This window comes from Aeribacillus sp. FSL K6-2848 (genome assembly GCF_038004325.1).
Lineage (GTDB): Bacteria > Bacillota > Bacilli > Bacillales > Aeribacillaceae > Aeribacillus > Aeribacillus composti.
Genome location: NZ_JBBOQQ010000001.1, coordinates 980,437 through 1,004,383, shown reverse-complemented (window position 1 = coordinate 1,004,383; position 23,947 = coordinate 980,437). Strand labels below are relative to the sequence as shown.

Below are 23,947 nucleotides of genomic sequence, written 5' to 3'. Positions count from 1 at the left end.
CTAATAAATAGCTATTGTTTTGAATTGATATGACAAAATCAATGCTTTGTTCGAAACAGCTGCAAGATTTTAGCTGCTTTCTTTTTTATGATACCACAACAAAATGCGACTGAACCTTTTATAACCATGTCAAAGCCGGCAAGACAATTTGCTTTTTCCTCAAATATATCATAGATGAAAACGAAGATAAAAATTGCTCATATTGCGAAGATGTTTGCAAAATTTTTTCCATTTGAAATTGCAGAGAATCCCTTTCTTCTTCCTCTGCAAGATAATAGTTTTCAACACATTCAAAATAATGAACAGGAAACAAAAGCCTGCTAAAAACTAACCGCCAAAAAAAAGAGGATAACGGAGACACTCGGTCGTATTCTGCCAAAAAAAGCTCATCAATTGTTTGCCTTCCTGTCAGAAAATCATACCTTAAACATTCAGCAATATCTCTTGCTCCATGATCAAAAACGAAATCAATAGGCAATGAAAATGCGTTTTCCCATGTTTCTCTCGTAAAACGTTGATGACATATGGTGCCGGAATCAACCGGCAATGGTCGATCATCAAGCTCAGTATCCGCTAAATATTGGATGGCATTTTCACCTAAGCCTAAATAATATGGAAAGGATTCAATAAATAGCTTGTCAAAGGCGTGATGAGGCTTTGAAGCAATTTGAATACTCCAAAATTGCTCCATTTGATCGATCCGCCTTGCCCATAAATTTCTCCATTGCCCAATTCGATTCGAATGAACGGGAGTAAAAGGCAGCCTTCTGCCAACTTCGTGAAAAAATGACAGCTCTTTTCCGAGAGAAGTTATATTAAGCCGCTTTGTTTGATGAGGTATTTGAAACACAGCGTAGCGCGTTCCATTATGTTCTGCCGTAAGATCCCCATTTACAGTTAATAAAAACGAAGCAGCTTTTCTCTCGTTTGTCATAAGGAGATAACGACTCATTTCATACAGTTCATAAAGCTCCTTATGGTCAATATGTGAAACAGCAGCAATAAAACCGATATTTCTTTTTGTTTTAAACCCCTGCCATTGCCCAATTGAAAAAAAGTCGAGTACATCTATTCCATAATGCTTTTTTAAAAGCTCTTTCATTCCTAATTCCCCCTATAAATCCATTTTTCAAAAAAACACCCCAATATAAATAATGAAAAAATGCCATAAACTATAACATGTAGAAAAGCTTTTGTGTATACAATATAAAAAAGATGTTGATGCTTTTTGAAAATTTAAGCAAGAATTTATTGAAATCGGCGTCACAGCCGATTTCAGCACTTTCATATACTTGTAAAAGATAGGGTGAACGACATGGATAAAATAGAGCAAACTGCAAGAAAATGGCTGAAAGATAGAGGAGTTACACCGGATGACATCGCAGAGCTCGTCTATTTTTTACAGCAGCAATATTATCCGAACTTAACAAAGGAAGACTGTTTGCAAAACGTGGAAAGAGTTCTTTCGAAAAGAGAGGTTCAAAATGCCATTTTAACTGGAATTCAATTAGATGTTCTAGCAGAAAAGGGGGGTTTACAGGAGCCTCTTCAATCGATCATCCAATCGGATGAAGGATTATATGGAATTGATGAAATTCTTGCATTTTCCATTGTGAATATTTACGGATCAATCGGGTTTACGAACTATGGCTATATCGATAAACAAAAGCCTGGTATACTTGCTCATTTAAACGATAAAAGCACAGGTAAGTGTCATACTTTTCTAGATGATATTGTCGGAGCCATTGCAGCGGCAGCTTCAAGCCGGCTCGCCCATCGATCCACTGATTCACAGTAGGGGCAGCGGAGCACCTATTGTGAAATCAGCTGGAAAAGAAAAAGGCTTCATCATAGCACATGCCATTCCGAAAGGTTATTCACTATATAAGTCGGTTGTATTTCTTTGTGTTTTAAGTGTTCTTTCGTTGTTACGCCTGTATGCACAAGAAGGGTGTCCATCCCTGATTGGATACCTGCCTTAATATCCGTCTCGTAATTATCTCCGACAAGAAGCGTTTCTTCTTTTTTCGTTTTCAGCATTTTCAGCCCTTGCTCTACAATAATTTTTTCAGGTTTTCCGATAAAAATCGGCTGAACATTTGTAGATACTGAAATGACCGATGTAATGGCGCCATTGCCTGGAAGCAGTCCTCGCTCAGTCGGCAGAGCAGTATCCCCGTTTGTTGAAATAAATGTTGCACCTGCGCGAACCGCTAAACAGGCCTTGGCAAGCTTTTCATAATTGATGTTTCGGTCAATACCCACAACGACAAAATCCGGATTTTCATCGACGAAGCGAAAACCTTTTTCCTCCAAGGCCTTTCGCAGCCCCTCTTCACCGATTACATATATAGAAGCATTTTGTTTTCTTTCCCAAATAAAGTTGGCTGTGGCAATGCTTGAAGTTAAAATTTGATGCTCTTCCGCCGGAATGCCGAGACTGATTAGTTTTTCAGCTACTTGCTTCGGGGTTTTAGAAGAATTGTTTGTCATAAATAAGTACGAAATTCCTTTTTCCTTCAGTTTTTTAACAAATTCTTCAGCTTCTTCAATTTTTTCTGTACCCCGATACATGGTGCCGTCTAAATCGATGAAATATCCTTTATATTTCTTCAATTTTTTTCACTCCTTCAATCAATCCATTACGGCTTAAAAGCTGTAACTGGTCCAAGTTCATCTTCCAAGTAGGTTCGAACACGATGGCAAAAATTTCTCAAAACTTGTAAATGGGTTGATATTGAATCATACAGTTCTTCATGCCGTATGTTTAAATAATCTTGAACGAGCATTTTTCTGTAGGAAATTAATTTCTTTAATCCTTCCGCATCCCTGCTGTCAACGACAGATTCATCTTCTAAAATGTCAATAATGTCTTCATAGCTTCCCGGGTCCCGCATAATAAAACCGTCAATAATTCCGTTTCCGATATCTAAAATCGCCTCAATCAACAATTGGGCAATCCGCTCCAACGCTTTTTTTTCAACATCAGACTCCCACTGTTGATGTCCTTCAAACATGGATACAAGATCTTCTACAAATTTTACAGTATCTTCAATCTTTTTTCTGTCCACAAAATACATATGATTTCTTTCCTTTCTTAAGGTTTTTGTATCCGTTTTTTATTTTACCATACTCGGCCATTTGAACTACCTACTACTTTACACACTTTTGAGTTTTTTAAAGCAGAGCACTAAAATCCTCTCGTTAGACGGATCGATTTTGGCAAACAGAGCTGATGTTTCTAAAATTTGGATTTCGTGATTGAGCAGGCGCAAGCTTTCCGCGGTTTGATACATCTTGCATGCCGGGTAGGATCCGCTTAGATTTTTTCAATTTAGTAAAGAAATTCCTAAACGCGCACAAAAAATTGCTTTTACAGATGACGATTTTTCATGACAAGCAGAGGAGGATTTTGAATATGACTTTCGTGCCGATTCATGATATGTTTCTCCAATTAACTTCCCATTCGATACAGAAATCATGGCTGATTGGCAGCAGATGTGCGGGCTGATAAAAAAATTGTGTTATTTTGCTTCTATTTCAACAGAAAAATCGCTATGCGAATCGAAACAGAGGTAAGTTTTCTCACAAATTTGCGATAAATCGTTGTGAATGCATCATCTTATGCTACAATGCAATTATAAGAAACGGAGGTAATGAACCATGGCCGAACGCTTTTTTTTGTATGATGAAACCGTCGAGACAAAAACAAGATTTGTTAGCTTTATGGGAGAAAATCAACGCTTTGATTTAGCCATTATTCAATCGGACCGCTATTACGGAAAATATCTTGTACTAAATTTGCAAAGCAACCGGTTTGCGATCATTGGGGAAGATGATCTTAAAGAACCGGGGTATTTAGAAGATGTTTATCAATTAAATGATGAAGACGCAAAAGAGCTTCGGGAGTTTTTATATGAGATCGTCTAATGTATAAATTACCTTCCATGAGGAACGATAATGGTAAAATCATGGACAGGTGAACAAAATGGACAAACAAAATGAATATACTGATTTTTCAGTAGTGGAAACAATGCGAAACTATATTATCCCGGAGGATATGCCGGAAGGCGCCTACGGAGCTCCGCGGGGAAAGGATGAACCTGTGGAGAATAAAAGCACACCTTGGGAAGAAGGTCAGCGTCCATATAGCAGTTTTAACTATGAATTCAAATCCTTGCATCAGAATTTGCCGAGACAATTTCCGGGCAGTCATCCTCCTCATGATGAACCTGATAAAAATGAAGAAGACCCGTATGAAATAAAGTAATCAGGACGGCTGTATGCCGTCCTGATTACTTTTTCACACCCAGATGTTTTTGCATCTGGCGTTTATTTTTTTATTTTCTTTAATACAAAATAAGCACAGCCGAAATTGCAATATTCATACAAATATTCATCTAATGAGCTGATTTTCGTATCATGTGTTGCTTTTTGGTTTTGATCATCAAAAAATCCTCTCAGCCGCAATTGGCTATATCCCCAATCGCCGACAATATAATCATATTTGTTTAAAATTTCACTGTACCTTGCTTTAAAAGCCTCTTCATTAAAACCATTTTTAAAATCTTTTATAAGCTCGTATGTTTGATTAAAAATTGTGATCATTTACAAATTCACCCTCTTCCATATGTTTATCATAAACAAATGATTTCCCTCCATCAATTGCCTGACAACAATTTTTTAAAAGCGGCAATCCTAAAATTATAAGGAGGTGCTGAAATGAAAAAAAGGCTTTTTACTCCTTTTATCATAGCTGCGCTTGCAGCCAGCGGGTGCCAATATGATCAAGAAGGAAAAGGTCTATATAATGAAAACGGGAATACGGTAAACGTGGCAGAAAGAAATGATAATTATAACAGCAATAAAGATTCAGACAGCTTTGGATATGTCCGGCATCAAAAAAGTCCAACAGCCGGAATAGAGAAAGCCACAGTAAAAACTCCTGTCATCAATCGGGAACAATTAGCAGACGTAATCGGAAGGCTTGCCGTCCAGCTTCCAAATGTTCATGATGCTGCTACGCTCGTAACAGATGAAGAAGTTCTTATAGCGTATAAAACCGATTCAAACAACAAATTTGAAACAGCTGACCAAGTGAAAAAGACAGCTGCATCCATTGTTCCGCGTTATTTTCATATTTATGTAACCGATAATCCTAATCTGTTTAAAGAAATCGAATCATACAGCACTCTTGATGGAGAGTCTCCAAATATTAACCGCAATTTAAACCAGACCATTCAGCGCATGTTAAAGTCTCCCCAAGGAAGAAAATTGAATGCTGGTGAAAATGCAAATGGCGAAGGATTCGGAGAAATGAACGAAAGTATTGATCACGACATAAAAGATCAATGAAATAAACGTTGATGCATAGGTGAATTTTTTAGAGGTTATTTACCTATTTTTATTAAAACGGGCCGTCAAGAAATTCTTGACGGCTCTGTGGCTTTAAGCTTTTGCCTGCCGCTGTTTGGCTGCCTCATTTACTTGTTCATCAGCATGATAAGACGAACGGACTAACGGACCTGCCTCGCAATGGCTGAATCCTTTTGACAAAGCAATTTCTTTTAATTCTGCAAATTCATCTGGATGGTAAAATTTTTGAACTTTTAAATGTTTTTTCGTAGGCTGCAAATATTGTCCGATTGTGATGATGTCAACATGATTTGCACGAAGGTCGTCCATCGCTTCGATAATTTCTTCTTTCGTTTCCCCAAGCCCGATCATAATGCTTGATTTTGTCGGAATATCCGGATTGATTTCTTTTGCTCTCCGCAAAAACTCCAAAGAACGTTCATAGGTTGCACGAGCGCGAACCCTTGGGGTTAAGCGCCGAACAGTTTCAATATTATGGTTTAAAATATCAGGTTTAGCATCCATTAATGTTTTTAAATTTTCGTACACTCCGCCCATGTCAGATGGAAGAACTTCTATTGTAGTAAATGGATTTTTTTTGCGCACAGCACGAACCGTTTCAGCAAAAACGGCTGCTCCGCCATCTTTCAAATCATCACGGGCAACTGCAGTGATGACAACATGCTTTAAGTTCATAATGCGGACGGAATCCGCTACACGCTCCGGCTCTTGCCAATCAAGCTCGGTTGGCAGTCCTGTTTTCACTGCACAGAAGCGGCATGCGCGTGTACAAACGCTTCCTAAAATCATAAATGTTGCCGTTCTTCTCACTGCCCAGCATTCATGAATATTGGGGCATTTCGCTTCTTCACAAACCGTATGAAGCTTTTGCTCGCGCATCAATTTTTTTAACCCTGTGTAATTCTCGTTTGTATTTAATTTTATTTTAAGCCATTCAGGTTTTCGTAAACTTTCTTCTTTTTGAGCCATTTTTCATCATCTCCAATATGTAATCATTAAAAAAATAAAGATGATACACTATAGTCAATTTAACATAATGAAAGATATTGGACAAGAAAAAGGAATTTTATATTCCTTCAATTTCCAGCCATTGAAACTTTACTTTTTTCTTACACTAAGACATGACATGATGGAAAGGAGTTTATCAATTGTGGTTCTCAGAAAAATGTTATTATTGGCTGCACTTTTATCTTTATTTTCCAGCCATGCCAATGCGTCCAGTCAATTAACTGAACAACAAATAAATCATTTGCGAATGAGCCTGTATAAAAAGGTGGAAGCCATCACCCAGATTCCTTGGTATGTATTGGCTGCGTGCGACCAATACGAACGAAACGTCAGAAAAATAAAAAATGATATCCCAAAACAAAAAGGAGTTATTGGCATTTACATTCCTCCTGATAAATGGGCTGGGACAGCTAATCCGAATCTGAACGACCAAAATCCGGTTAGCATTCAGCTATTCGGGGGAATCGGAATGGATGGAAACGGCGACGGCAAAGCGCAAATGGATCATGATGAAGATGTCTTATATAGTTTTGCACATTTTTTATCAAAATATGGTAATGATATAGAAAATTTAAAAATTGGTTTATGGTCTTATTATCACCGTGATAAAACGGTCGGAATTATTTTAGGTCATATGAAATTGTTCAAACATTTCGGGCATCTGCAATTAAACGAGCATGCTTTTCCTCTTCCCGTCAGAACTGATTACAGCTACCGTGATACATGGGGAGATGCGCGCGGCTGGGGCGGCCGGAGAATTCATGAAGGCACAGATATATTTGCACATTATGGCGTACCGGTTCGTTCCACTTGCTACGGAATTGTCGAAATGAAAGGCTGGAATCGCTATGGGGGTTGGAGAATCGGTATTCGGGACATTCAGAATACGTACCATTATTTTGCACATTTAAACGGCTTTGCCAAAGACATTCACGTTGGACAAATCGTAAAACCGGGGCAAATCATCGGTTCTGTCGGAAGCAGCGGCTACGGCCCTCCAGGAACATCTGGCAAATTCCCGCCGCACTTGCATTACGGGATGTATAAAGACAACGGTAAAACCGAGTGGTCTTTTGACCCTTATCCGCATTTAAAACTATGGGAACGGCTTGAATGGCAAAAAGAAAAAAAATAAAGAGCCCGCACCAACTCAGGAACGGGCTCTTTATGAATCAATTTTATGTTTTTTACTCGACTGAATGGCAATTACTTGCGACTTTATCGCTGATCAAATGATAGAAAATACTTTTTCATGTCTGTTGAAAAAAAATCCATTAAGGAATACATCTTATTTAAATTCATAGATGGTACGTTTTGGAAACTTCTTTCATCTGTACACTATAGATGAGCAATAATCATTCTTTTATAAAAAGATAATGGTTGTTTTTTATTTTTCTACCATTTTCAATAGTGCTTCTTTGCCTGTCATCCCTGCTTTAATGCCAATTGCCTCCGCTTCTGTTGTGACTGATTCCAATGGGGCTTCAAGAAGCTGCTCAATTGTCCTCACTCCGACAGCGCGGCCGGCAATAATTTTTCTCTCTTTTAATTTTTCATTCAATAAGGCTACATCAAGCGCACCGCACATAATATAACCTTTTTCGGCTGTAACAGCCATGAAATTCGTTTTTGGCAGCTGAATGGTAATGGCGGTAAATTGATGATCACCAATTTTAACCGGCGATACAGATACCATAAAATACCCTCCTTCCCTACTTCACTTTATGAAAGGAAAGGAGATGTTGACAAAAATTTATTGATGGATTTGCAGGAACTGTTTCGATAATTTCCAAGCAAGTACATCTCTTAGCAATTCAGGCATGAAGTATATTTTATTCTTTACACGGCTTAATTGCGGATATAATGGACCTAATGTAAACATATCAATAGTTGCCACTGCATACACATGATTTTGATCAAGATGTTTTCCATTTACAAAGATCTTTTTCACATGTTCCTTGCCATCTTCCAACGTTTCCATGACCGTTTCAATGCCGTCAAAAACCATACGCCCCATTACTTTGCCTCTGAAGCCTAATCCTTTAAGCTTCAATTGCTCCATTTCTTTTGTCCGTGCTTGTAAAATAACTTCTTTTAATTGATCGCCTTGAACCATGATTTTACAAGGATTAATCGGATGAGGACAAATCCGGTGCAAATCGCCTTTTGTGACGAGTCCTTTCGGAAGCGATTCAAGCAATACTCCGGCATTCACCATGGAAACTTCCCCATCGCACCATTCTTTTAAAGCGGAAGCCAACAGCTTTGCAAATGGTGAATCTGAAAACCAATCAATCCGTAATTCTTCTTTTAATTCCACAACAACTTCGTTAAGTTTTTGAGCACTTTCAACTTTTTTTTGATCAAGCCACTTTATGGTAAAAACATCTTCTTTTTCAATCGTTTTCGTTTCAATAATCTCCGCTTTTTTATTTACCAGCTTCTTTTGAGCAGAGTCGATCTTAAGTTCAATATGTCCAAGCCACTGTCCAAACTTTCCTGCTCCCGCCAAAAGCGTATTGCCTACAAGCTTTCCACGATCAAGCACATGATGTGTATGGGCTCCTAATATAACATCGATATCAGGAAATTGTTGAGCAATCCATTCATCATCGGATATTCCAAGGTGTGATAAAAGAATGATAACATCTGCTTTGCCCCGGATTTCCTCCAATGTTTCTTTTATATTTGCCATCGGTTCTGTTATCATCCACCCTAACTGACGGTAAAATTGCTCAAAGCAAACCGTTACGCCTAAAATACCGATTCGGACTCCATTTTGTAAATGTTTAATCACATAAGGCTTTGCCCATTTTGGTCTAGTACCGTCTAAGTAAAATAAATTAGACACAATGACCGGGAATTGTGCATGATTATACAGCCGATCCAATGCTTCAAAAGGAAGAGTAATTCCTTCATTATTTCCAATCGTTATTGCATCTGGAGTTAAATGATTCAGCAGCTCAACATTTGCGACTCCCCCGGTCGCTTCAGTAATTGGGTGAAAGCGATCGACGTGATCGCCGATATCGAATAAAAAAACAGTTTCGTTTTTACTTTTATGAATATGTTTTTTTGTTTTTAGATAATGAACGATTTTCGGCCAATTTTCAAAATGACTGTGCAGATCATTCGTATGATATATATGAACCGTCTCAATCAAAGTCGCTCTCTCCTTCAGTGGGATACTTTTCAAAACACTCAAATAAATCAAGCTGCCTTGGCGCTAAATCATGATATGTAATTCCTAACTTTTTCATCAGTTCTTTTCCATTGTCCGCCGCGTCTCCGCCCGAGTTGTTGTTGAAAATGAGATAGAGATCTTTAGTTTGCTTTTTCAGCATTTTTATGTGTCCTTTCCATTCATCAAGCTCTTGTTCATTATATCTATATAAATATCGTACTTCACGCCAATTCCCTTCTTTTGGCCTCAGCCATCCATGAACATTTCGTCCATGAAATCTTACCAAGGTCTTTTCTCTATTCGTGCAATATAATACGGTCGGAACTGAATTTTCCCCTGCCTGCGGCTCATCACAAATGGTGTGAATCCACCCTTCCTTCTCCATGAATTGAAGCGTTTTTTCATAATATGTAGGAAGGAACCAGGAGCGGTGGCGAAATTCTAGTGCACAAGGGGCATCCTTCATTTGCTCTTTGCACCATCGCAAGAAATCAACATTTTCTCTTTTGCAGTGAAACCAAGGGGGAAATTGAAAAAGAACCATTGCCAATTTATTCGCTTCTTGAAAGGGCTGAATCATTTTATAAAAAGCAGCGAACATTTCTGAGCGGCTTTCGAAAGATCCTAAGCCTGTTTCGTGTCCAGTCATTCCTTTATACGCCTTTACAATGAATTGAAAATTTTTGGGCGTCTCGTTCACCCATTTTCGAACGTTTTTCTCAGGCTGTATCGAATAAAAAGTGGAATCGACCTCAACAACAGGAAAATGTCCTGCATAAATCGTTAATTTATCATTCGATGATGTTCCGGATGGATAGAGAGAATCATGATCTCCCCAACCTGTCAAGCCTATGTAAATCATTTCTTACTCCTATCAATGTAGTCTTTATATACTCATCATAATACAGCATCGAAAAAGATTCACGATTTAAGCATTTTTTTGTTATAAAAGGCTGGCAGTATTTTTGGACATTGTATTTATAACAACAATAAAAATAAAGAGTTTTGCAACAAAAAAGTTCAAATATCTCATCCTGTACAGTTGCTGATCGAAAAAACAGGTAAAGTAAAGATGTTATAAGGATCTATGATCAGGAAATAATTCACAGATTCATCATTTACAACTTGAAAAAGCTGATGCTGCCAATTGGACTACTTCAGATAGAAAAATTACAGAAAATGGTATAATAAACATATAAGAGCACAGTTTGGCCAAATGATAAAATACACCGTATTCTACAATTTTAGTAACCTCATACAACTGTAAAAGGATTTCCACAGAAAGATTGTTAGTCCTTGTTGGATGAATGATAAAAGGAGTGATAGCCACAACATGTCAGTACGAATCAAAATAACTTTAGATGCTTTGAATAAAAGACTAGATGAAAAGAATATGCTGGTTGTTCAAAATGAAGAAGGATTTTTAGGAAAACTACAATTTCGTTTCAATCCCCCTGCAACAGAAGAAGAAATCAAGAAGCTGCCTTTTAATATTCCTGTGACTATGAAGACTTTCTGAAAATATGTAATGGTGCTACATTATTTGATGATCCTGAAAACGGAGGTGGACTGCAATTATTATCTGTCGAAGAGATACTAGAGGATTATCAATATATTGATTATCCTCCAGATTGGTTTCCTATTGGATATGGCTACGATGGCTGCCGGCTCATTATAGCTTTAGCTCCCGAAAGAAAAGGATATCTTTATTGGCTTGACAACGGCGGAAGTTTGGACGATCCGTTTGGGTTTCTAAACCTGACTTTTGAAAAATGGTTTGATTACTTTATAGTAGCCCAAGGTAGTAAGTTTTGGGAATGGACATGGGATTTTAATAGGTAAATTATCGCTTAGGGGCTAAATATATTTTGATCGTATAAATGAGTTTGCTTCTTCTTTATGAAAGGATCTCATTAAAAAGGATGCGGCTTCAGAAAATGACGCGCAATACATATGTATTGAGGTGGTTGTGTTGAAGATCGTGAAAGAAGCCGTGATTGTTTCTCTTGTACTCCATAATTATATATTTTAGGAACAGTTATATTTGGCCAACATCTTATACTCCTAATATGATGAATTTTTATTAGGAGATGAAATTACTGCAAATAATATGGCATTTGGTTTTATCAATCCATTATTTTTCTTGTTATCTTTTATTCTCCTTGCAATGATTTGCGGCTCGGTTTTATTTTGGTATGAGAAGATGTTCAAGCCTCATAGAAAAACGTAAGTCATCATTTATGGTGTTCTAGAGGAGAGGGGCAAGCGAAATTTTAAAGCCTTCTGATTCTTCTTTCTCACAGCCACTATTGGCATTGGAGAAAAGCTGTTATGCAATGTAAACTATTAGAAATAGTCCGGTGAGTGACGTTTCCTGCTTGTGACCGCCACAGAAGTGTGCAAACATGCAAACTCCCTGTTTTTTCTTTACATGATGCTCTCCTTTAGCTGGAGCGAAAGATTAAGATACTAAAGCATAAAAATACCGCTGACACATATCTCCATGTGACCAAGAAAATTGAGGACGAGGCACTGGAGTTGTATTAACGGTATAATACAAACATGAATATCTAATTTTTGTGGGTGAATTGTGGGACTGTCCGAAAAGTCAAATCCCCATTGAAAACAAAAAATTATAAACACCGATATATCAACTTTTCTAAAATAATGGGGGCGTCAATAAGCCGTAAAAACGACTTATTAGACACCCCCTTAGTATTATAAGGATTATCCAATACTTCCTTCCATTTCAAACTTGATGAGGCGGTTCATTTCAACGGCGTATTCCATTGGCAGCTCTTTTGTGAATGGTTCAATGAATCCCATAACGATCATTTCGGTTGCTTCCTCTTCAGAAATGCCGCGGCTCATGAGATAAAACAGCTGCTCTTCAGATACTTTCGATACTTTTGCTTCATGTTCCAAAGATATATTATCGTTTAGGATTTCATTATATGGAATCGTGTCGGAAGTTGATTGGTTATCCATGATTAATGTGTCGCATTCAATGTTTGCACGTGCTCCGTCTGCTTTCCGACCAAAATGGACTATACCTCGGTACGTTACTTTTCCACCTTGTTTCGAGATCGATTTCGAAACAATCGTAGATGAAGTATTCGGCGCTAAATGAAGCATTTTCGCTCCTGCATCTTGATGTTGACCTTTACCGGCAAGGGCAATGGACAATGTCATGCCGCGTGCACCTTCACCTTTCAAAACGACTGCAGGATATTTCATAGTTAATTTCGAACCGATGTTTCCGTCAATCCATTCCATTGTTGCATTTTCTTCACAAACCGCACGTTTCGTTACTAAGTTATACACATTGTTTGCCCAGTTTTGAATTGTTGTATAGCGGCAATAGGCTCCCTTTTTCACAATGATTTCTACAACAGCACTGTGCAGCGAGTTAGTTGTGTAGACAGGCGCCGTACATCCTTCAACATAATGAACGTGGGCACCTTCATCAACTATAATTAACGTCCGTTCAAATTGTCCCATGTTTTCTGAATTAATTCGGAAATATGCTTGCAAAGGCGTATCAACTTTTACTCCAGGCGGAACGTAAATAAATGAACCCCCTGACCAAACTGCAGAGTTTAAAGCGGCAAATTTGTTATCAGTCGGCGGAACGACCGTCGCCCAATATTTTTTAAAGATGTCCTCGTTTTCTTTTAAGGCGCTGTCTGTATCTTTAAAAATGATGCCCATTTTTTCAAGGTCTTCTTTCATATTGTGATACACAACTTCTGATTCGTATTGGGCAGAAACACCTGCTAAATATTTTTGTTCCGCTTCAGGAATTCCGAGCTTATCAAAAGTGCGTTTAATTTCTTCTGGAACTTCATCCCAAGAACGTCCTGAGTGTTCAGAAGGTTTTACGTAATAAGTAATTTCATCGAAATCTAAAGCAGACAAATCGCCGCCCCATTGAGGCATTGGCATTTTATAAAAATGGTCTAAAGCTTTCAAGCGGAATTGCAGCATCCACTCAGGCTCATTTTTCATTTTCGAAATTTGTTCAACAATTTCTCTTGTCAATCCGCGTTCTGCTCGGTATATAGAAACGTCTTTATCGACAAAGCCATACTTATAATCGCCTATTTCAGGCATTTTTTTCGCCATACTTTCTCACTCCAATCTAATTTAAATTTTATCACTCGACTTCAGATCGCACACCTTTTTCCATCGCTTTCCAGGCAAGCGTTGCACATTTGATTCGAGCTGGAAATTTTGAAACGCCTTGCAATGCTTCAATATCTCCTAAATCAATATCATCATCGTATTCCTTGCCTTGCATCATATCGGAGAAGATTTTAGAAAGCTTAAGAGCATTTTCAATCGTTTGTCCTTTGATCGCTTCGGTCATCATGGATGCCGATGACATCGAAATGGAGCAGCCTTCCCCTTCAAACTTCGCATCGATGACTTTTCCATCCTCAATTTTCATTGTCAGATGAATTCTATCACCGCAGGTTGGATTGTTCATGTCAACCGTAACGCTGTCTTGAAGAGAGCCTTTATTTCTAGGATTTTTATAGTGATCCATAATGACTTGACGATACAATGTGTCAAGATTATCAAATGACATTGCCGAAATACTCCTTTGTTTTTTGAATTGCGCGAATGAATAAATCAATTTCTTCTTCAGTATTATATAGATAAAAGCTCGCCCGTGCTGTCGCTGATACTTCTAAGCATTTCATCAATGGCTGGGCGCAATGGTGCCCGGCTCGGATCGCAATACCTTCCGCATCCAGAACAGTTGCCACATCGTGAGGATGAATGCCTTCGAGGTTGAAGGTAACGAGCCCAGCCCGTTCTTTCGGTCCGTAAATTGTCATGCCTTCAATATTTGAGCATTGTTCCAATGCATATTGGGCAAGTCTATGTTCATGATTGAAAATATTCTCAAGCCCAATTTCTTCTAAAAAGTCAATTGCTGCAGCTAATCCAACTGCTCCGGCAATAATTGGTGTACCAGCTTCAAATTTCCATGGGAGCTCCTTCCATGTAGATTCATATAAACCGACAAAATCAATCATCTCTCCGCCGGTTTCAACCGGTTCCATATTTTCGAGCAGCTCTTTTTTTCCGTATAGAACACCGATTCCTGTCGGAGCACACATTTTATGTCCCGAGAAAGCAAGAAAATCACAATTTAAATCTTGAACATCAATTTTCATATGTGGTGCTCCTTGAGCAGCATCTACGACAAGAACAGCTCCGTTTTGATGAGCAATTTCGCCTATTTCTTTTACTGGATTGATCGTGCCAAGAACATTGGATACGAGCGCAATCGAAACAATTTTCGTATTGGCTGTAATCGTATTTCGAACATCACTTAACGAGATAGTTCCGTCTTCTTTTAGTGGTATATATTTTAACGTAGCTCCTGTTTCTTTTGCAACTTGCTGCCATGGAATTAAATTGGCATGATGCTCCATGTACGTAATGACAATTTCATCGCCTTCATTTAAATTGGCCTTTCCATAGCTCTGTGCCACCATATTTAGTCCTGTTGTTGTTCCCCGTGTAAAAATAATTTCCTGGACGGATTTTGCGTTAATAAATTGACGAACTCTTTCCCGTGAACCTTCATAGGCATCTGTAGCTTTTGTACCAAGTGTATGAACACCGCGATGCACATTTGAATTGTACTCGCGGTAGTATTTTGTGATTGCATCAATGACGACATTTGGCTTTTGCGATGTTGCAGCATTATCCAAATAAACTAAATCGCGGCCGTTGACCTTTTGACTAAGGATCGGGAACTGTTTGCGAATTTCTTTAATATCCATTACCGAACTTTCCTTTCAATAACCTCTGTCAATTGGTTTTTTACACTTTCAATCGGCATTTGTCTTACAACAGGATCTAAAAATCCATGAATAATTAATCGCTCAGCCTCCGATTTTGAAATTCCTCTGCTCATTAAATAATAGAGCTGAATCGGGTCAACACGTCCCACAGATGCGGCATGGCCGGCGACAACATCATCTTCATCAATAAGCAAAATCGGATTTGCGTCTCCTCTTGCCTTTTCACTTAACATTAAAACGCGGGATTCCTGCTCAGCATTTGATTTCGATGCACCGTGCTCAATTTTGCCGATGCCGTTAAAAATGGACGTCGCACTGTCTTTCATAACACCATGTTTTAAAATGTTGCCTTCGGTATGTTTGCCAAAGTGAACGACCTTCGTCGTAAAGTTTTGAATTTGGCTTCCTCTCCCAACAACAACTGTTTTTGTATCGCCTATAGAACCGTCTCCGACAAGATTTGTTGTGTTTTCAGAAATCGTATTGCCGTCATTCATTAATCCTAATGCCCAAAGAATTTTTGCATCGCGTCCAGCAACCCCGCGGCGGTTCACATATGTTGTGATGTTTTCAGTCAGATTGTCAACCGCACCGTAGGAAACTTTCGCATTAGTATTGGCGATAACTTCGGTAATTAAATTAAACACAGCACCCTCTGTTTCGGTGGTCGAGATGTAGTTTTCGACATACGTAACAGAACTATTATCATCCGCAACGATGATCACATGATTAAACAAATTGGCTTCAGGGTTTTCATGTATAAAAACCGCCTGAAGAGGCTTTTCCACTTCTACATTTTTCGGCACATACACAAAGACCCCGCCGTTCAAATAGGCTGCGTGCAAAGCTGTCAGCCGATGTTCATCAATTTTTACTCCATCTTTCATAAAATATTGCTGAAGCAAGTCTCCGTGTTCCTTTGCAGCCGTGTGAATGTCAGTAAAAATAACTCCTTTTTCTTTCAAATCTTCAGAGACTGTCAAAAAAGCAGGCGTATTGTCACGTTGTATATAGAGATTTTTATGTTCTTCATCTGCCTCAATAAGCGTTTTTACTTCTTCCGGCAGCTCATCAAGAGAAGATAGAGTGCTGCTGGAAACGACATGTTTAGAAAACTGTGAGAAATTCCATTTGTCGATTTTTGTTTTATCCGGCTTTGGCAATGGAAGCTCTTCAGCTTTTGCAAGAGCAAGCAAGCGAAGATCTTTCAGCCAGTCCGGTTCTCCTAACTGTTTGGAGAAATTTTCTATATATTTCTGGTCAAACGGTAGTTTCGTTTCTACAGTCATTTTGATCCTCCTAACGCTTACGCTTCTTGCCCTACTGTTTCGTCTTCGATGCCTAATTCCTTTTTAATCCAGTCATATCCTTCTGCTTCAAGACGCTGAGCTAGTTCTGCTCCGCCGGATTTCACGATTCTTCCTTGCATCATAACATGAACAAAATCTGGTGTAATATAGTTTAACAGACGTTGATAGTGTGTAATAATCAGGCAGCCAAACTCAGGGCTCCGCATTTCGTTGATACCTTTGGAAACAATTTTCAACGCATCAATATCTAAGCCTGAATCGATTTCGTCCAAGATGGCAATCTTAGGCTCAAGCATCATTAATTGAAGTATTTCATTCCGTTTTTTCTCACCGCCCGAGAATCCTTCATTTAAATATCGCTGCGCCATCCCTTGATCCATTTCAAGAAATTCCATTTTTTCATCCATTTTGCGAATAAATTTCATTAAAGAAATTTCGTTGCCTTCGCCTCGGCGGGCGTTGATAGCTGAACGCAAGAAATCAGCATTTGTGACTCCGCTGATCTCACTTGGATATTGCATGGCAAGAAAAAGTCCTGCACGCGCACGCTCATCTACTTCCATCTCAAGCACATCTTGTCCGTCGAGGGTTATGGATCCTTGTGTCACTTCATATTTTGGATGTCCCATGATCGCGGAGGAAAGAGTTGATTTTCCTGTTCCGTTCGGCCCCATGATCGCATGAATTTCTCCGCCTTTTATTTCAAGGTTCACACCTTTTAAAATTTCTTTCCCTTCTACGGAAACATGCAAATCTTTAATCGTTAATGTAGATCCTGACATAACCAATACCTCCATTAATCTATAGGTCAAATATTAATATCATTCTCAATTTATTCTCATTATTATTTTATAACAAATTAAAAGTGAATACAACCTTTTAATATCTCACAACATTATTCATATTACCAAATTTTTAGGAACAAAGTATATAGTCATCTTAGTATCATTCAAACAAACTTGTTGTATGTATTCAATAAAAAGAAAAACCAGTCTTTGCCGACTGGCTGATTTAGTTTAGCGTAGACAAAAACAATTTCCCTTTCAGATTAGCTGTTACAATTTGGCTGCTGCGGTAATTTCGTTCTCTTTTTCTTTCAACCTTCATTCGCTTCTTATGTGTTCTCCTATATTCGTTATATCCCATTCCGTGAAATTGATGCATTGCTTTTTCCATTTCAGACGTAAATTTAATGTCTATCATTTCTTGGTTTAAATAAATAATGAACCAATCCTTTCATTTTTTATACAATTTAATGTTAGCAATGATTACAGCTTGCAAGCAACCTGCTGTATCGCTGATTAAAACAGCTTAAAACCCATTTTAAGCCAATGAGAAAGGATTAAAGGTTCAATCTTACAAATGCTCCAAAATACTGAAAATTACATCTTTATTTGTTTTTCATGCAAAACATTCCGTTCTAAATGCGGCCGCTAAGCTCATCACAAGTCCTTCTTCGAAAGCTGGTGCAAATCCTGCTGCTTCATATATTTCCTTTCGGCTGCATTCCCGCTGGAGAGAAAAAATACAATATTCATCTTGCATTTGACACTGATCTTTCATGCTATTGATAGCTCAACCTTTTTGAAACAAGCAATTGTAAAATTATGTTGAGTAAATGCCCCATTCCCTTTCTTATGTTCTGCTGAAGCGCTTAATTGAAATGAACAGCACTTTCTATTTGCTTTTTTGGCGGCATAAATTTCACCTAAGTTCGTACGTTTTTTCTCAAATGAAATTTTGTCCAAACAATACCAGCTCAGCTTGATCCAAAAAAAGAAGCTGCGCGTAAATATGCACAGCTTCCCAATTGATTATTCAGCAGGAATAACGGAGCCTTGATAATTTGTTTGAATAAATTCTTTAATTTCATCTGATTGTAACACTTCTACAAGAGCTTTAATTTTTTCAGAGTCTTTATCTTCACTGCGGACAGCAATGACGTTTACATACGGATTGTCTTTTGGCGATTCAAGAGCAATGGCATCTTTTGATGGGTCAAGTCCTGCATCCAGAGCAAAGTTCCCGTTAATTAATACAGCGTCGCCTTCATTGTTTTCATAAGCTTTCGTCAACATTGGCGCTTCGATGTCTGTTTTGAATTTCAAATTCTTTTTGTTTTCTGCTATGTCATCAACTGTCGCTTTCGTTTTATCAACGCCATCTTTCAGCTTAATTAAACCTTTTTCCTCCAGCATTGACAGCATGCGTCCATGGTCAGCAACTGAGTTACTCATGATAATAGTAGCTCCATTCGGAAGCTCCTCTAAAGATTTATATTTTTTTGAATATACGCCAATTGGCTCAATATGAATTCCGCCGGCATTGACAAAATCATATCCATGTTCTTGTTTCTGTGCTTCAAGGTAAGGGATATGCTGGAAGTAGTTTGCATCAATATCCTTTTCCGCTAAAGCTTTATTCGGCAATACATAATCAGTGAATTCTTCAATTTCCAATTTATATCCTTTTTTCTCAAGAAGCGGTTTTGCTTCCTCTAAAATTTCTGCATGTGGAACAGGAGATGCGCCAACTTTAATTACTTCATTTTTCTCATTGTCAGAGCCGCCGGAGCTGCCTCCCTGATTACTTCCACCTCCGCAAGCAGAAGCAAATATCATCGTCGCACCTAAAACAGTCGCTAAAAGCCATTTTTTCATATTATTCTCCTCCTTCGTTTAACGCTTATCAATTGCTCTTGTAATCATATCGCCGATCAATTGGATGATAAATACAATAATCAATATGAGTACAGTTGCAACAAATGTTACATCACTATGATTACGCTGAAATCCTTCTAAATAGGCAAGGTTTCCAAGACCACCGGCACCAATGGCGCCTGCCATGGCTGTATAACCTACCAACGCAATTGCTGTGACAGTTATTCCTGAAACTAAAGCAGGCATCGATTCTGGAAGCAGTACCTTGAAAATAATTGTGCTCATTGTAGCTCCCATCGATTTTGCAGCTTCAATCACCCCCTTGTCAACTTCCCTCAGTGCAATTTCCACCATCCTTCCATAAAAAGGTGCAGCACCAATGATGAGTGCAGGAAGTGCAGCATTAGCACCTAAAATGGTACCAACGATTGCTTTTGTAAAAGGAAGCAGCAAAATGATCAAAATAATGAAGGGAATTGAACGGAATACATTGACAACTGCTGCAACAAACGAGTGGATAAACCGATTTTCCCACATGTTCCCCTTTGACGTTAAAAACAATAAGAGACCTAAAATAATTCCGAGAAAAAATGTAGCAAATACAGAAACAGCTGTCATATAAACCGTTTCATAAGTTGCATCAATGACTTTGTCCCATTTTACATTTGGCAACAATGTCTCAAACATTCGCAATCACCTCCAGCTCCACTTGTTGATTGCGAATAAATTCAATGGCTTGTTCAACTGTAGTTTCATCTCCATCAAAATGGATGATTAACGTTCCGTAGGATCCACTTTGAGTTTGTGAAATTTTCCCTTGCAAAATATTAACCTCTACATCGAACTCTTTAATGATTTTTGAAATCATAGGCTGCTCCGCTCTGTCTCCTACAAAGGTAAGTTTGACAACCTTTCCATGCTTGTACTTTTCAAGCAGGTAATCAATCGTTTCCATTGTTTCATCAGGTTCTGTAACTTGTTTAACAAATCGTTTTGTAATGTTAGCCTTCGGATTTCGGAAAACCGTCAACACATCACCATGTTCAACAATCTTCCCGTTTTCCATCACAGCCACTCTATGACAAATTTTTCGAATTACATGCATTTCATGGGTGATCAAAACAATCGTTAAACCTAATCGCTTGTTAATATCTACAAGCAAATCTAGGATGGAATCAGTCGTTTGAGGATCTAAAGCAGAAGTCGCCTCATCGCACAAAAGAACTTTCGGATTGTTCGCAAGAGCTCTTGCTATGCCGACTCTTTGTTTTTGTCCTCCGCTCAATTGCGAGGGATATGCATCTTCTTTTCCTTCTAAACCTACTAGTTTAATAAGTTCATCAACTCTTTTGAGCCGATCGCTTTTCTTCATGCCGGCAATTTCTAATGGAAAAGCGATGTTCTCCCGCACTGTTCTTGACCACAATAGATTAAAATGCTGAAAGATCATACTAATCTCTTTTCTGGCGGATCTCAGTTCTTTTCCTTTAATTTGGTCTATTCTTTTTCCCGCCACTTCAACTGTCCCATTTGTCGGCTTTTCAAGACCATTTAACAAGCGTATTAATGTACTCTTCCCAGCACCGCTGTATCCGATGATCCCAAAAATTTCTCCGCTCTGGATTTGAAGATCAACTTGATCGACAGCTTTTACTTGGCTATGATTCGTATGATAAATTTTTGTAACACCGTTGAGAGAAATCAAGTTTACACCTTCTTTCACACATGCAGCAGCTTCGGTTTAATACTAAAAGCCTTCCTGCACAGATGCAGAAAGGCACGATTACATTCAATTGACCTTCCTTTTTTTCAACGCAATTGTAGACAAAGCTTTATTGTACATGTGCACCCGCTATTTTTCTATTAAAACATTATTTTAAACAATACAAACTAACTGGGAGAGATTGTACCATTCAACAAACATTGTGTCAATATATTCTTTTCCGATATCTTTACTCTATTTTAACCTGTTAGGCCAATAAAGACAAGACAGATTCTAATCTTAAAATATCCCGAAATCTCCCCTCAACTTTTACTGCTTTCAATTTCATTAGTTGTTGGAGCTTTAGCTGGCCTGTAATGAGCTCTTCCATTTGCTCTTCATTTCCTATAATTTTTACATCAATGGATTCGATATTTCCATCAACTCGTCTTAATCCTTCCAAATCCAATTGATAACAATAAATGCTTTGGCCATACTCAAAAGCAATAAACATAGGATGTGCCGGAAATAAAGGCTTTAAAAAATGATGATCATTTGCCTTTTCTAATAAAAAATCAAACATTGACAACCCCCCAGCAAATATTTTATTTTACTCATTCTTTCTAGCTTTCCTTCTTCCTGCTGGGAGTTGTCGACGCTTTCTAGAAAAAACTGACATATTTCTCAGGAAATATAATTATATGGTAGAAAAACTTTTTAACTTTTGATATAAATAGTCAATAGAATGAAACGCATATATTTTTTCGGCAATTTGTCCTTTTTCAAAGATCAATAAACATGGAACACTTTCAATTTTCCATTTTTCGGCAAATTCAGGGATATAATTCAAATCTTTCGTATATATGTTTATGGAAGGAATGATTTTTTCTACAATTTCCAGCATGCTTTTAGCTAATTTACACGTCCCGCAAAAAGGTGTATATAAAAATATAATGGTTTTCTCTTCATCGCTAATCGCATCTAATTGCTCTTTTGTTATTTCAATCATTGAACACACTCCACATTTATGATAAATATCTTGCATGTACATCAATATTTGCTCTCAGCAAGACGGCGGCAATATGCTGTTCAGGTGCGGATGCAACTTGACGGTACATTTTGTCTATATATAGATGGTTGGCTTCCGGAAGCTCCCGCTTAATTTGTTTTCTCAATTTTTCTCCTGCTTCATCCGCATCGACTAAAATATAAACATCCTTGAAAAATAAGCTTTCCGCCAATTCATCGAGCTTGGACAAGCTTAACGTGCCATTTGTACAAATAATCTCAGCAGGTTCATTAATAATTTTCTCTACTTTTTTCTTATCAGACTTTCCTTCAACAATGATAACTTTCTCAATTTCTATCAGTGCCATTGTTATCACCTGCTTATAGATGCTTTTTGATATATACTTATTCTAAATGAAGTGGTTGATTCCTTCACACAAAATACTTTGATTGTCCGCACTTTTCCATTAATAAAATCGAGTAGGAGGGGGTGACTAACCCCCGACCTCTCACACCACCGTACGTACCGTTCGGTATACGGCGGTTCAATTAAGTATGACGTAGTGCTTGATATCTTTCGAATAGACTTCTTAACCCTCGACGCTTCCAATAGGAGTTGTCGAGGGTTTTGTGTAGAATGGGACTGCAGGCAATCCGCCAATATTTCTTGCGTGTATTGCCCCATTCGAATGCTTTATGGCTTGGAACTTCTAATCCTCTGAGTTTCCGAATTCTTGTTTTCGGGGTTTTCCATTCTTTCCACAAACACATCCGAAGCCTTCGTCTAATCCATTCATCAAATTCTTTGAACTTACTTGGTGTTTCTGCCAAGGCAAAATATCCGCACCATCCCATTAAATACTTGTTCAGTTTCTCAATCCTTTTCTCCATTGGATACGGTTTCGACCTTGATGTAATTTCACGGATCTTGTTCTTCAAACGTTTCACACTTTCGTTCGCAATCCGTACCTTTGGAGTCTTATTGAGTGTGAAGCTGAAACCGAGAAACTTCCGTTTCCAAGGACGGTCTACCGCCGATTTCTCTTTATTTACCTTGAGCTTTAACTCCTTCTCTATAAAGTTCGTAATGGAGTTCATGACACGAATTCCTGCTTTCTTTGTTTTCACATAGATGTTACAGTCATCCGCATACCGAACAAACTTATGTCCACGTTTCTCAAGCTCTTTATCCAATTCATGAAGCATGATGTTTGATAAAAGTGGACTAAGCGGGCCGCCTTGAGGCGTTCCCATGTCCGTTTCCATTACCACTCCATTGATCATCACGCCTGATTGAAGATACCGGCGAATTACCTTCAGTAGAATTCGATCTTTGATCGTTTTCGCCAAGATCCCCATCAGTTTGTCGTGATTCACCTTGTCAAAGAATTTCTCTAGGTCTATATCGACTACCCAACGATATCCTTCTTTGATATAACCCTTTGCTTCCCTAACCGCATCATGTCCCCTTCTACCTGGTCGGAAACCATAGCTATGGTTCGAGAAGGTCGGATCAAAGATTTTCGTCAACACTTGGGCAATCGCTTGTTGGATGAAACGATCCGTCACGGTAGGGATCCCTAGAAGTCTTACTCCACCGTTCGGTTTCGGGATTTCGACTCGACGGACGGGTAAGGGCTTGTAGGTTCCTTCTCTCAACGACTGTCGAATGGAGTCCCAATTTTCGTAGAGGTGTCTTCGTAGGTCTTTTACGGACATGCCATCTACTCCGTGACCTCCTTTATTCTGTTCGACTCGTTTCAGTGCCGCCAGGAGATTTTCCCGTGACAAAATCATTTCCATCAACATTGATATCCTCTCCACGTGAACGAATTCTTCTATTTGTGCCATCTTCTGCTCCACCCTCTTGAAGTCCC

The 23,947-nt window shown here is 38.5% G+C and carries 29 protein-coding genes; 7 read left to right on the top strand and 22 right to left on the bottom strand.

Annotated features, from left to right (window positions below; genetic code table 11):
* Positions 1–118: 118 nt before the first annotated feature.
* Positions 119–1,102, bottom strand: a complete 984-nt coding sequence (yutH, locus tag NSS70_RS04995; RefSeq protein ID WP_339198999.1) for a spore coat putative kinase YutH — start codon at positions 1,100–1,102, stop codon at positions 119–121.
* A gap of 213 nt (positions 1,103–1,315) precedes the next feature.
* Here yutH and NSS70_RS04990 point away from each other — a divergent pair, with 213 nt between their 5' ends.
* On the top strand, positions 1,316–1,798 hold the full coding sequence (locus NSS70_RS04990) for a phosphatidylglycerophosphatase A family protein (RefSeq protein ID WP_063387086.1): 483 nt from the start codon (positions 1,316–1,318) through the stop codon (positions 1,796–1,798).
* Between the two features lie 50 nt (positions 1,799–1,848).
* Here NSS70_RS04990 and NSS70_RS04985 read toward each other — a convergent pair whose 3' ends face one another.
* Positions 1,849–2,616: a TIGR01457 family HAD-type hydrolase gene (locus NSS70_RS04985; RefSeq protein ID WP_339198996.1), complete on the bottom strand. Its 768-nt coding sequence runs from the start codon at positions 2,614–2,616 to the stop codon at positions 1,849–1,851.
* A gap of 26 nt (positions 2,617–2,642) precedes the next feature.
* Positions 2,643–3,080 (bottom strand): type VII toxin-antitoxin system HepT family RNase toxin, encoded by a 438-nt coding sequence (gene hepT / locus NSS70_RS04980; RefSeq protein ID WP_094245252.1) that lies wholly within the window; start codon positions 3,078–3,080, stop codon positions 2,643–2,645.
* A 583-nt stretch (positions 3,081–3,663) separates the two neighbouring features.
* Here hepT and NSS70_RS04975 point away from each other — a divergent pair.
* Entirely contained in the window at positions 3,664–3,930 is a 267-nt protein-coding gene (locus NSS70_RS04975) for a DUF3055 domain-containing protein (RefSeq protein WP_063387089.1), read from the top strand.
* Positions 3,931–3,988: 58 nt separating this feature from the next.
* On the top strand, positions 3,989–4,270 hold the full coding sequence (locus NSS70_RS04970; protein WP_063387090.1) for a hypothetical protein: 282 nt from the start codon (positions 3,989–3,991) through the stop codon (positions 4,268–4,270).
* 62 nt (positions 4,271–4,332) lie between these two features.
* Here the strand turns inward: NSS70_RS04970 and NSS70_RS04965 are convergent, their stop codons facing one another.
* Positions 4,333–4,608: a YutD family protein gene (locus NSS70_RS04965; protein ID WP_063387091.1), complete on the bottom strand. Its 276-nt coding sequence runs from the start codon at positions 4,606–4,608 to the stop codon at positions 4,333–4,335.
* A gap of 114 nt (positions 4,609–4,722) precedes the next feature.
* On the opposite strand from NSS70_RS04965, the gene NSS70_RS04960 reads away from it, so the two are divergent.
* Complete coding sequence (locus NSS70_RS04960) at positions 4,723–5,355, top strand: YhcN/YlaJ family sporulation lipoprotein (RefSeq protein WP_094245251.1); 633 nt, start codon at positions 4,723–4,725, stop codon at positions 5,353–5,355.
* Positions 5,356–5,448: 93 nt separating this feature from the next.
* Here the strand turns inward: NSS70_RS04960 and lipA are convergent, their stop codons facing one another.
* Positions 5,449–6,345: a lipoyl synthase gene (lipA, locus tag NSS70_RS04955; RefSeq protein ID WP_063387093.1), complete on the bottom strand. Its 897-nt coding sequence runs from the start codon at positions 6,343–6,345 to the stop codon at positions 5,449–5,451.
* Positions 6,346–6,541: 196 nt separating this feature from the next.
* On the opposite strand from lipA, the gene NSS70_RS04950 reads away from it, so the two are divergent.
* Complete coding sequence (locus tag NSS70_RS04950) at positions 6,542–7,519, top strand: M23 family metallopeptidase (protein WP_130157080.1); 978 nt, start codon at positions 6,542–6,544, stop codon at positions 7,517–7,519.
* A 252-nt stretch (positions 7,520–7,771) separates the two neighbouring features.
* Here the strand turns inward: NSS70_RS04950 and NSS70_RS04945 are convergent, their stop codons facing one another.
* The 3 genes from NSS70_RS04945 to NSS70_RS04935 are packed head-to-tail and all read right to left on the bottom strand — an operon-like array spanning position 7,772 to position 10,430.
* Positions 7,772–8,080, bottom strand: coding sequence for a YunC family protein (locus tag NSS70_RS04945; RefSeq protein WP_063387095.1), 309 nt, complete (start codon positions 8,078–8,080; stop codon positions 7,772–7,774).
* 57 nt (positions 8,081–8,137) lie between these two features.
* On the bottom strand, positions 8,138–9,547 hold the full coding sequence (locus NSS70_RS04940; RefSeq protein WP_339198994.1) for a bifunctional metallophosphatase/5'-nucleotidase: 1,410 nt from the start codon (positions 9,545–9,547) through the stop codon (positions 8,138–8,140).
* Entirely contained in the window at positions 9,540–10,430 is an 891-nt protein-coding gene (locus NSS70_RS04935; RefSeq protein ID WP_063387097.1) for a DUF72 domain-containing protein, read from the bottom strand. Before NSS70_RS04935 ends, NSS70_RS04940 begins: the two co-directional genes overlap by 8 nt.
* A gap of 471 nt (positions 10,431–10,901) precedes the next feature.
* Here NSS70_RS04935 and NSS70_RS04930 point away from each other — a divergent pair, with 471 nt between their 5' ends.
* Together NSS70_RS04930 and NSS70_RS20780 are read left to right on the top strand one after the other, a co-directional pair.
* Complete coding sequence (locus NSS70_RS04930; protein ID WP_339198991.1) at positions 10,902–11,087, top strand: hypothetical protein; 186 nt, start codon at positions 10,902–10,904, stop codon at positions 11,085–11,087.
* On the top strand, positions 11,084–11,410 hold the full coding sequence (locus NSS70_RS20780) for a hypothetical protein (RefSeq protein ID WP_445206707.1): 327 nt from the start codon (positions 11,084–11,086) through the stop codon (positions 11,408–11,410). Before NSS70_RS04930 ends, NSS70_RS20780 begins: the two co-directional genes overlap by 4 nt.
* Positions 11,411–12,295: 885 nt before the next feature.
* On the opposite strand, the gene sufB is transcribed toward NSS70_RS20780, so the two are convergent.
* The 14 genes from sufB to ltrA all read right to left on the bottom strand — a co-directional run bounded on the left by sufB (position 12,296) and on the right by ltrA (position 23,879).
* On the bottom strand, positions 12,296–13,693 hold the full coding sequence (gene sufB / locus NSS70_RS04925) for a Fe-S cluster assembly protein SufB (RefSeq protein ID WP_063386926.1): 1,398 nt from the start codon (positions 13,691–13,693) through the stop codon (positions 12,296–12,298).
* Positions 13,694–13,724: 31 nt separating this feature from the next.
* Positions 13,725–14,159 carry a Fe-S cluster assembly sulfur transfer protein SufU gene (gene sufU / locus NSS70_RS04920; protein WP_063386927.1) on the bottom strand — a complete coding sequence of 145 codons (435 nt, stop codon included), beginning with the start codon at positions 14,157–14,159 and terminating at the stop codon, positions 13,725–13,727.
* Positions 14,149–15,369, bottom strand: coding sequence for a cysteine desulfurase (locus NSS70_RS04915; RefSeq protein WP_339194488.1), 1,221 nt, complete (start codon positions 15,367–15,369; stop codon positions 14,149–14,151). The genes sufU and NSS70_RS04915 overlap by 11 nt, the downstream gene beginning before the upstream one ends.
* Positions 15,369–16,679, bottom strand: coding sequence for a Fe-S cluster assembly protein SufD (gene sufD / locus NSS70_RS04910; RefSeq protein ID WP_066249201.1), 1,311 nt, complete (start codon positions 16,677–16,679; stop codon positions 15,369–15,371). The genes NSS70_RS04915 and sufD overlap by 1 nt, the downstream gene beginning before the upstream one ends.
* A gap of 17 nt (positions 16,680–16,696) precedes the next feature.
* Entirely contained in the window at positions 16,697–17,482 is a 786-nt protein-coding gene (sufC, locus tag NSS70_RS04905) for a Fe-S cluster assembly ATPase SufC (RefSeq protein ID WP_063386930.1), read from the bottom strand.
* A gap of 619 nt (positions 17,483–18,101) precedes the next feature.
* Complete coding sequence (locus NSS70_RS04900) at positions 18,102–18,263, bottom strand: hypothetical protein (protein ID WP_186439304.1); 162 nt, start codon at positions 18,261–18,263, stop codon at positions 18,102–18,104.
* Positions 18,260–18,448, bottom strand: a complete 189-nt coding sequence (locus NSS70_RS04895; protein WP_063386931.1) for a hypothetical protein — start codon at positions 18,446–18,448, stop codon at positions 18,260–18,262. Before NSS70_RS04895 ends, NSS70_RS04900 begins: the two co-directional genes overlap by 4 nt.
* A 66-nt stretch (positions 18,449–18,514) precedes the next feature.
* Entirely contained in the window at positions 18,515–19,360 is an 846-nt protein-coding gene (locus NSS70_RS04890) for a MetQ/NlpA family ABC transporter substrate-binding protein (RefSeq protein WP_094245247.1), read from the bottom strand.
* An 18-nt stretch (positions 19,361–19,378) separates the two neighbouring features.
* Complete coding sequence (locus NSS70_RS04885) at positions 19,379–20,047, bottom strand: methionine ABC transporter permease (protein WP_066249196.1); 669 nt, start codon at positions 20,045–20,047, stop codon at positions 19,379–19,381.
* Positions 20,040–21,065: a methionine ABC transporter ATP-binding protein gene (locus NSS70_RS04880; RefSeq protein WP_063386934.1), complete on the bottom strand. Its 1,026-nt coding sequence runs from the start codon at positions 21,063–21,065 to the stop codon at positions 20,040–20,042. Before NSS70_RS04880 ends, NSS70_RS04885 begins: the two co-directional genes overlap by 8 nt.
* Positions 21,066–21,330: 265 nt before the next feature.
* Entirely contained in the window at positions 21,331–21,645 is a 315-nt protein-coding gene (locus NSS70_RS04875; RefSeq protein WP_339194480.1) for an SCP2 sterol-binding domain-containing protein, read from the bottom strand.
* Positions 21,646–21,759: 114 nt separating this feature from the next.
* On the bottom strand, positions 21,760–22,071 hold the full coding sequence (locus tag NSS70_RS04870; protein ID WP_327862665.1) for a thioredoxin family protein: 312 nt from the start codon (positions 22,069–22,071) through the stop codon (positions 21,760–21,762).
* Between the two features lie 16 nt (positions 22,072–22,087).
* Positions 22,088–22,438 carry a toprim domain-containing protein gene (locus NSS70_RS04865; protein WP_063386937.1) on the bottom strand — a complete coding sequence of 117 codons (351 nt, stop codon included), beginning with the start codon at positions 22,436–22,438 and terminating at the stop codon, positions 22,088–22,090.
* A 181-nt stretch (positions 22,439–22,619) separates the two neighbouring features.
* Positions 22,620–23,879, bottom strand: coding sequence for a group II intron reverse transcriptase/maturase (gene ltrA / locus NSS70_RS04860; RefSeq protein WP_094245397.1), 1,260 nt, complete (start codon positions 23,877–23,879; stop codon positions 22,620–22,622).
* Between the last annotated feature and the right edge of the window lie 68 nt (positions 23,880–23,947).

What these genes read in the sequence shown, in the direction of transcription:
- sufB (WP_063386926.1), bottom strand. Translation starts at nt 13,693, where the DNA reads ATGGCGAAAAAAATGCCTGAAATAGGCGATTATAAGTATGGCTTTGTC.
- NSS70_RS04960 (WP_094245251.1), top strand. Translation starts at nt 4,723, where the DNA reads ATGAAAAAAAGGCTTTTTACTCCTTTTATCATAGCTGCGCTTGCAGCC.
- NSS70_RS04970 (WP_063387090.1), top strand. Translation starts at nt 3,989, where the DNA reads ATGGACAAACAAAATGAATATACTGATTTTTCAGTAGTGGAAACAATG.
- ltrA (WP_094245397.1), bottom strand. Translation starts at nt 23,879, where the DNA reads ATGTTGATGGAAATGATTTTGTCACGGGAAAATCTCCTGGCGGCACTG.
- NSS70_RS04950 (WP_130157080.1), top strand. Translation starts at nt 6,542, where the DNA reads ATGTTATTATTGGCTGCACTTTTATCTTTATTTTCCAGCCATGCCAAT.
- NSS70_RS04870 (WP_327862665.1), bottom strand. Translation starts at nt 22,071, where the DNA reads ATGATTGAAATAACAAAAGAGCAATTAGATGCGATTAGCGATGAAGAG.
- hepT (WP_094245252.1), bottom strand. Translation starts at nt 3,080, where the DNA reads ATGTATTTTGTGGACAGAAAAAAGATTGAAGATACTGTAAAATTTGTA.
- NSS70_RS04935 (WP_063387097.1), bottom strand. Translation starts at nt 10,430, where the DNA reads ATGATTTACATAGGCTTGACAGGTTGGGGAGATCATGATTCTCTCTAT.
- NSS70_RS04930 (WP_339198991.1), top strand. Translation starts at nt 10,902, where the DNA reads ATGTCAGTACGAATCAAAATAACTTTAGATGCTTTGAATAAAAGACTA.
- NSS70_RS04875 (WP_339194480.1), bottom strand. Translation starts at nt 21,645, where the DNA reads ATGTTTGATTTTTTATTAGAAAAGGCAAATGATCATCATTTTTTAAAG.
- lipA (WP_063387093.1), bottom strand. Translation starts at nt 6,345, where the DNA reads ATGGCTCAAAAAGAAGAAAGTTTACGAAAACCTGAATGGCTTAAAATA.
- yutH (WP_339198999.1), bottom strand. Translation starts at nt 1,102, where the DNA reads ATGAAAGAGCTTTTAAAAAAGCATTATGGAATAGATGTACTCGACTTT.
- NSS70_RS04890 (WP_094245247.1), bottom strand. Translation starts at nt 19,360, where the DNA reads ATGAAAAAATGGCTTTTAGCGACTGTTTTAGGTGCGACGATGATATTT.
- NSS70_RS04885 (WP_066249196.1), bottom strand. Translation starts at nt 20,047, where the DNA reads ATGTTTGAGACATTGTTGCCAAATGTAAAATGGGACAAAGTCATTGAT.
- sufC (WP_063386930.1), bottom strand. Translation starts at nt 17,482, where the DNA reads ATGTCAGGATCTACATTAACGATTAAAGATTTGCATGTTTCCGTAGAA.
- NSS70_RS04945 (WP_063387095.1), bottom strand. Translation starts at nt 8,080, where the DNA reads ATGGTATCTGTATCGCCGGTTAAAATTGGTGATCATCAATTTACCGCC.
- sufD (WP_066249201.1), bottom strand. Translation starts at nt 16,679, where the DNA reads ATGACTGTAGAAACGAAACTACCGTTTGACCAGAAATATATAGAAAAT.
- NSS70_RS04975 (WP_063387089.1), top strand. Translation starts at nt 3,664, where the DNA reads ATGGCCGAACGCTTTTTTTTGTATGATGAAACCGTCGAGACAAAAACA.
- NSS70_RS04990 (WP_063387086.1), top strand. Translation starts at nt 1,316, where the DNA reads ATGGATAAAATAGAGCAAACTGCAAGAAAATGGCTGAAAGATAGAGGA.
- NSS70_RS04965 (WP_063387091.1), bottom strand. Translation starts at nt 4,608, where the DNA reads ATGATCACAATTTTTAATCAAACATACGAGCTTATAAAAGATTTTAAA.
- sufU (WP_063386927.1), bottom strand. Translation starts at nt 14,159, where the DNA reads ATGTCATTTGATAATCTTGACACATTGTATCGTCAAGTCATTATGGAT.
- NSS70_RS04915 (WP_339194488.1), bottom strand. Translation starts at nt 15,369, where the DNA reads ATGGATATTAAAGAAATTCGCAAACAGTTCCCGATCCTTAGTCAAAAG.
- NSS70_RS04900 (WP_186439304.1), bottom strand. Translation starts at nt 18,263, where the DNA reads ATGAAAGATCAGTGTCAAATGCAAGATGAATATTGTATTTTTTCTCTC.
- NSS70_RS04865 (WP_063386937.1), bottom strand. Translation starts at nt 22,438, where the DNA reads ATGGCACTGATAGAAATTGAGAAAGTTATCATTGTTGAAGGAAAGTCT.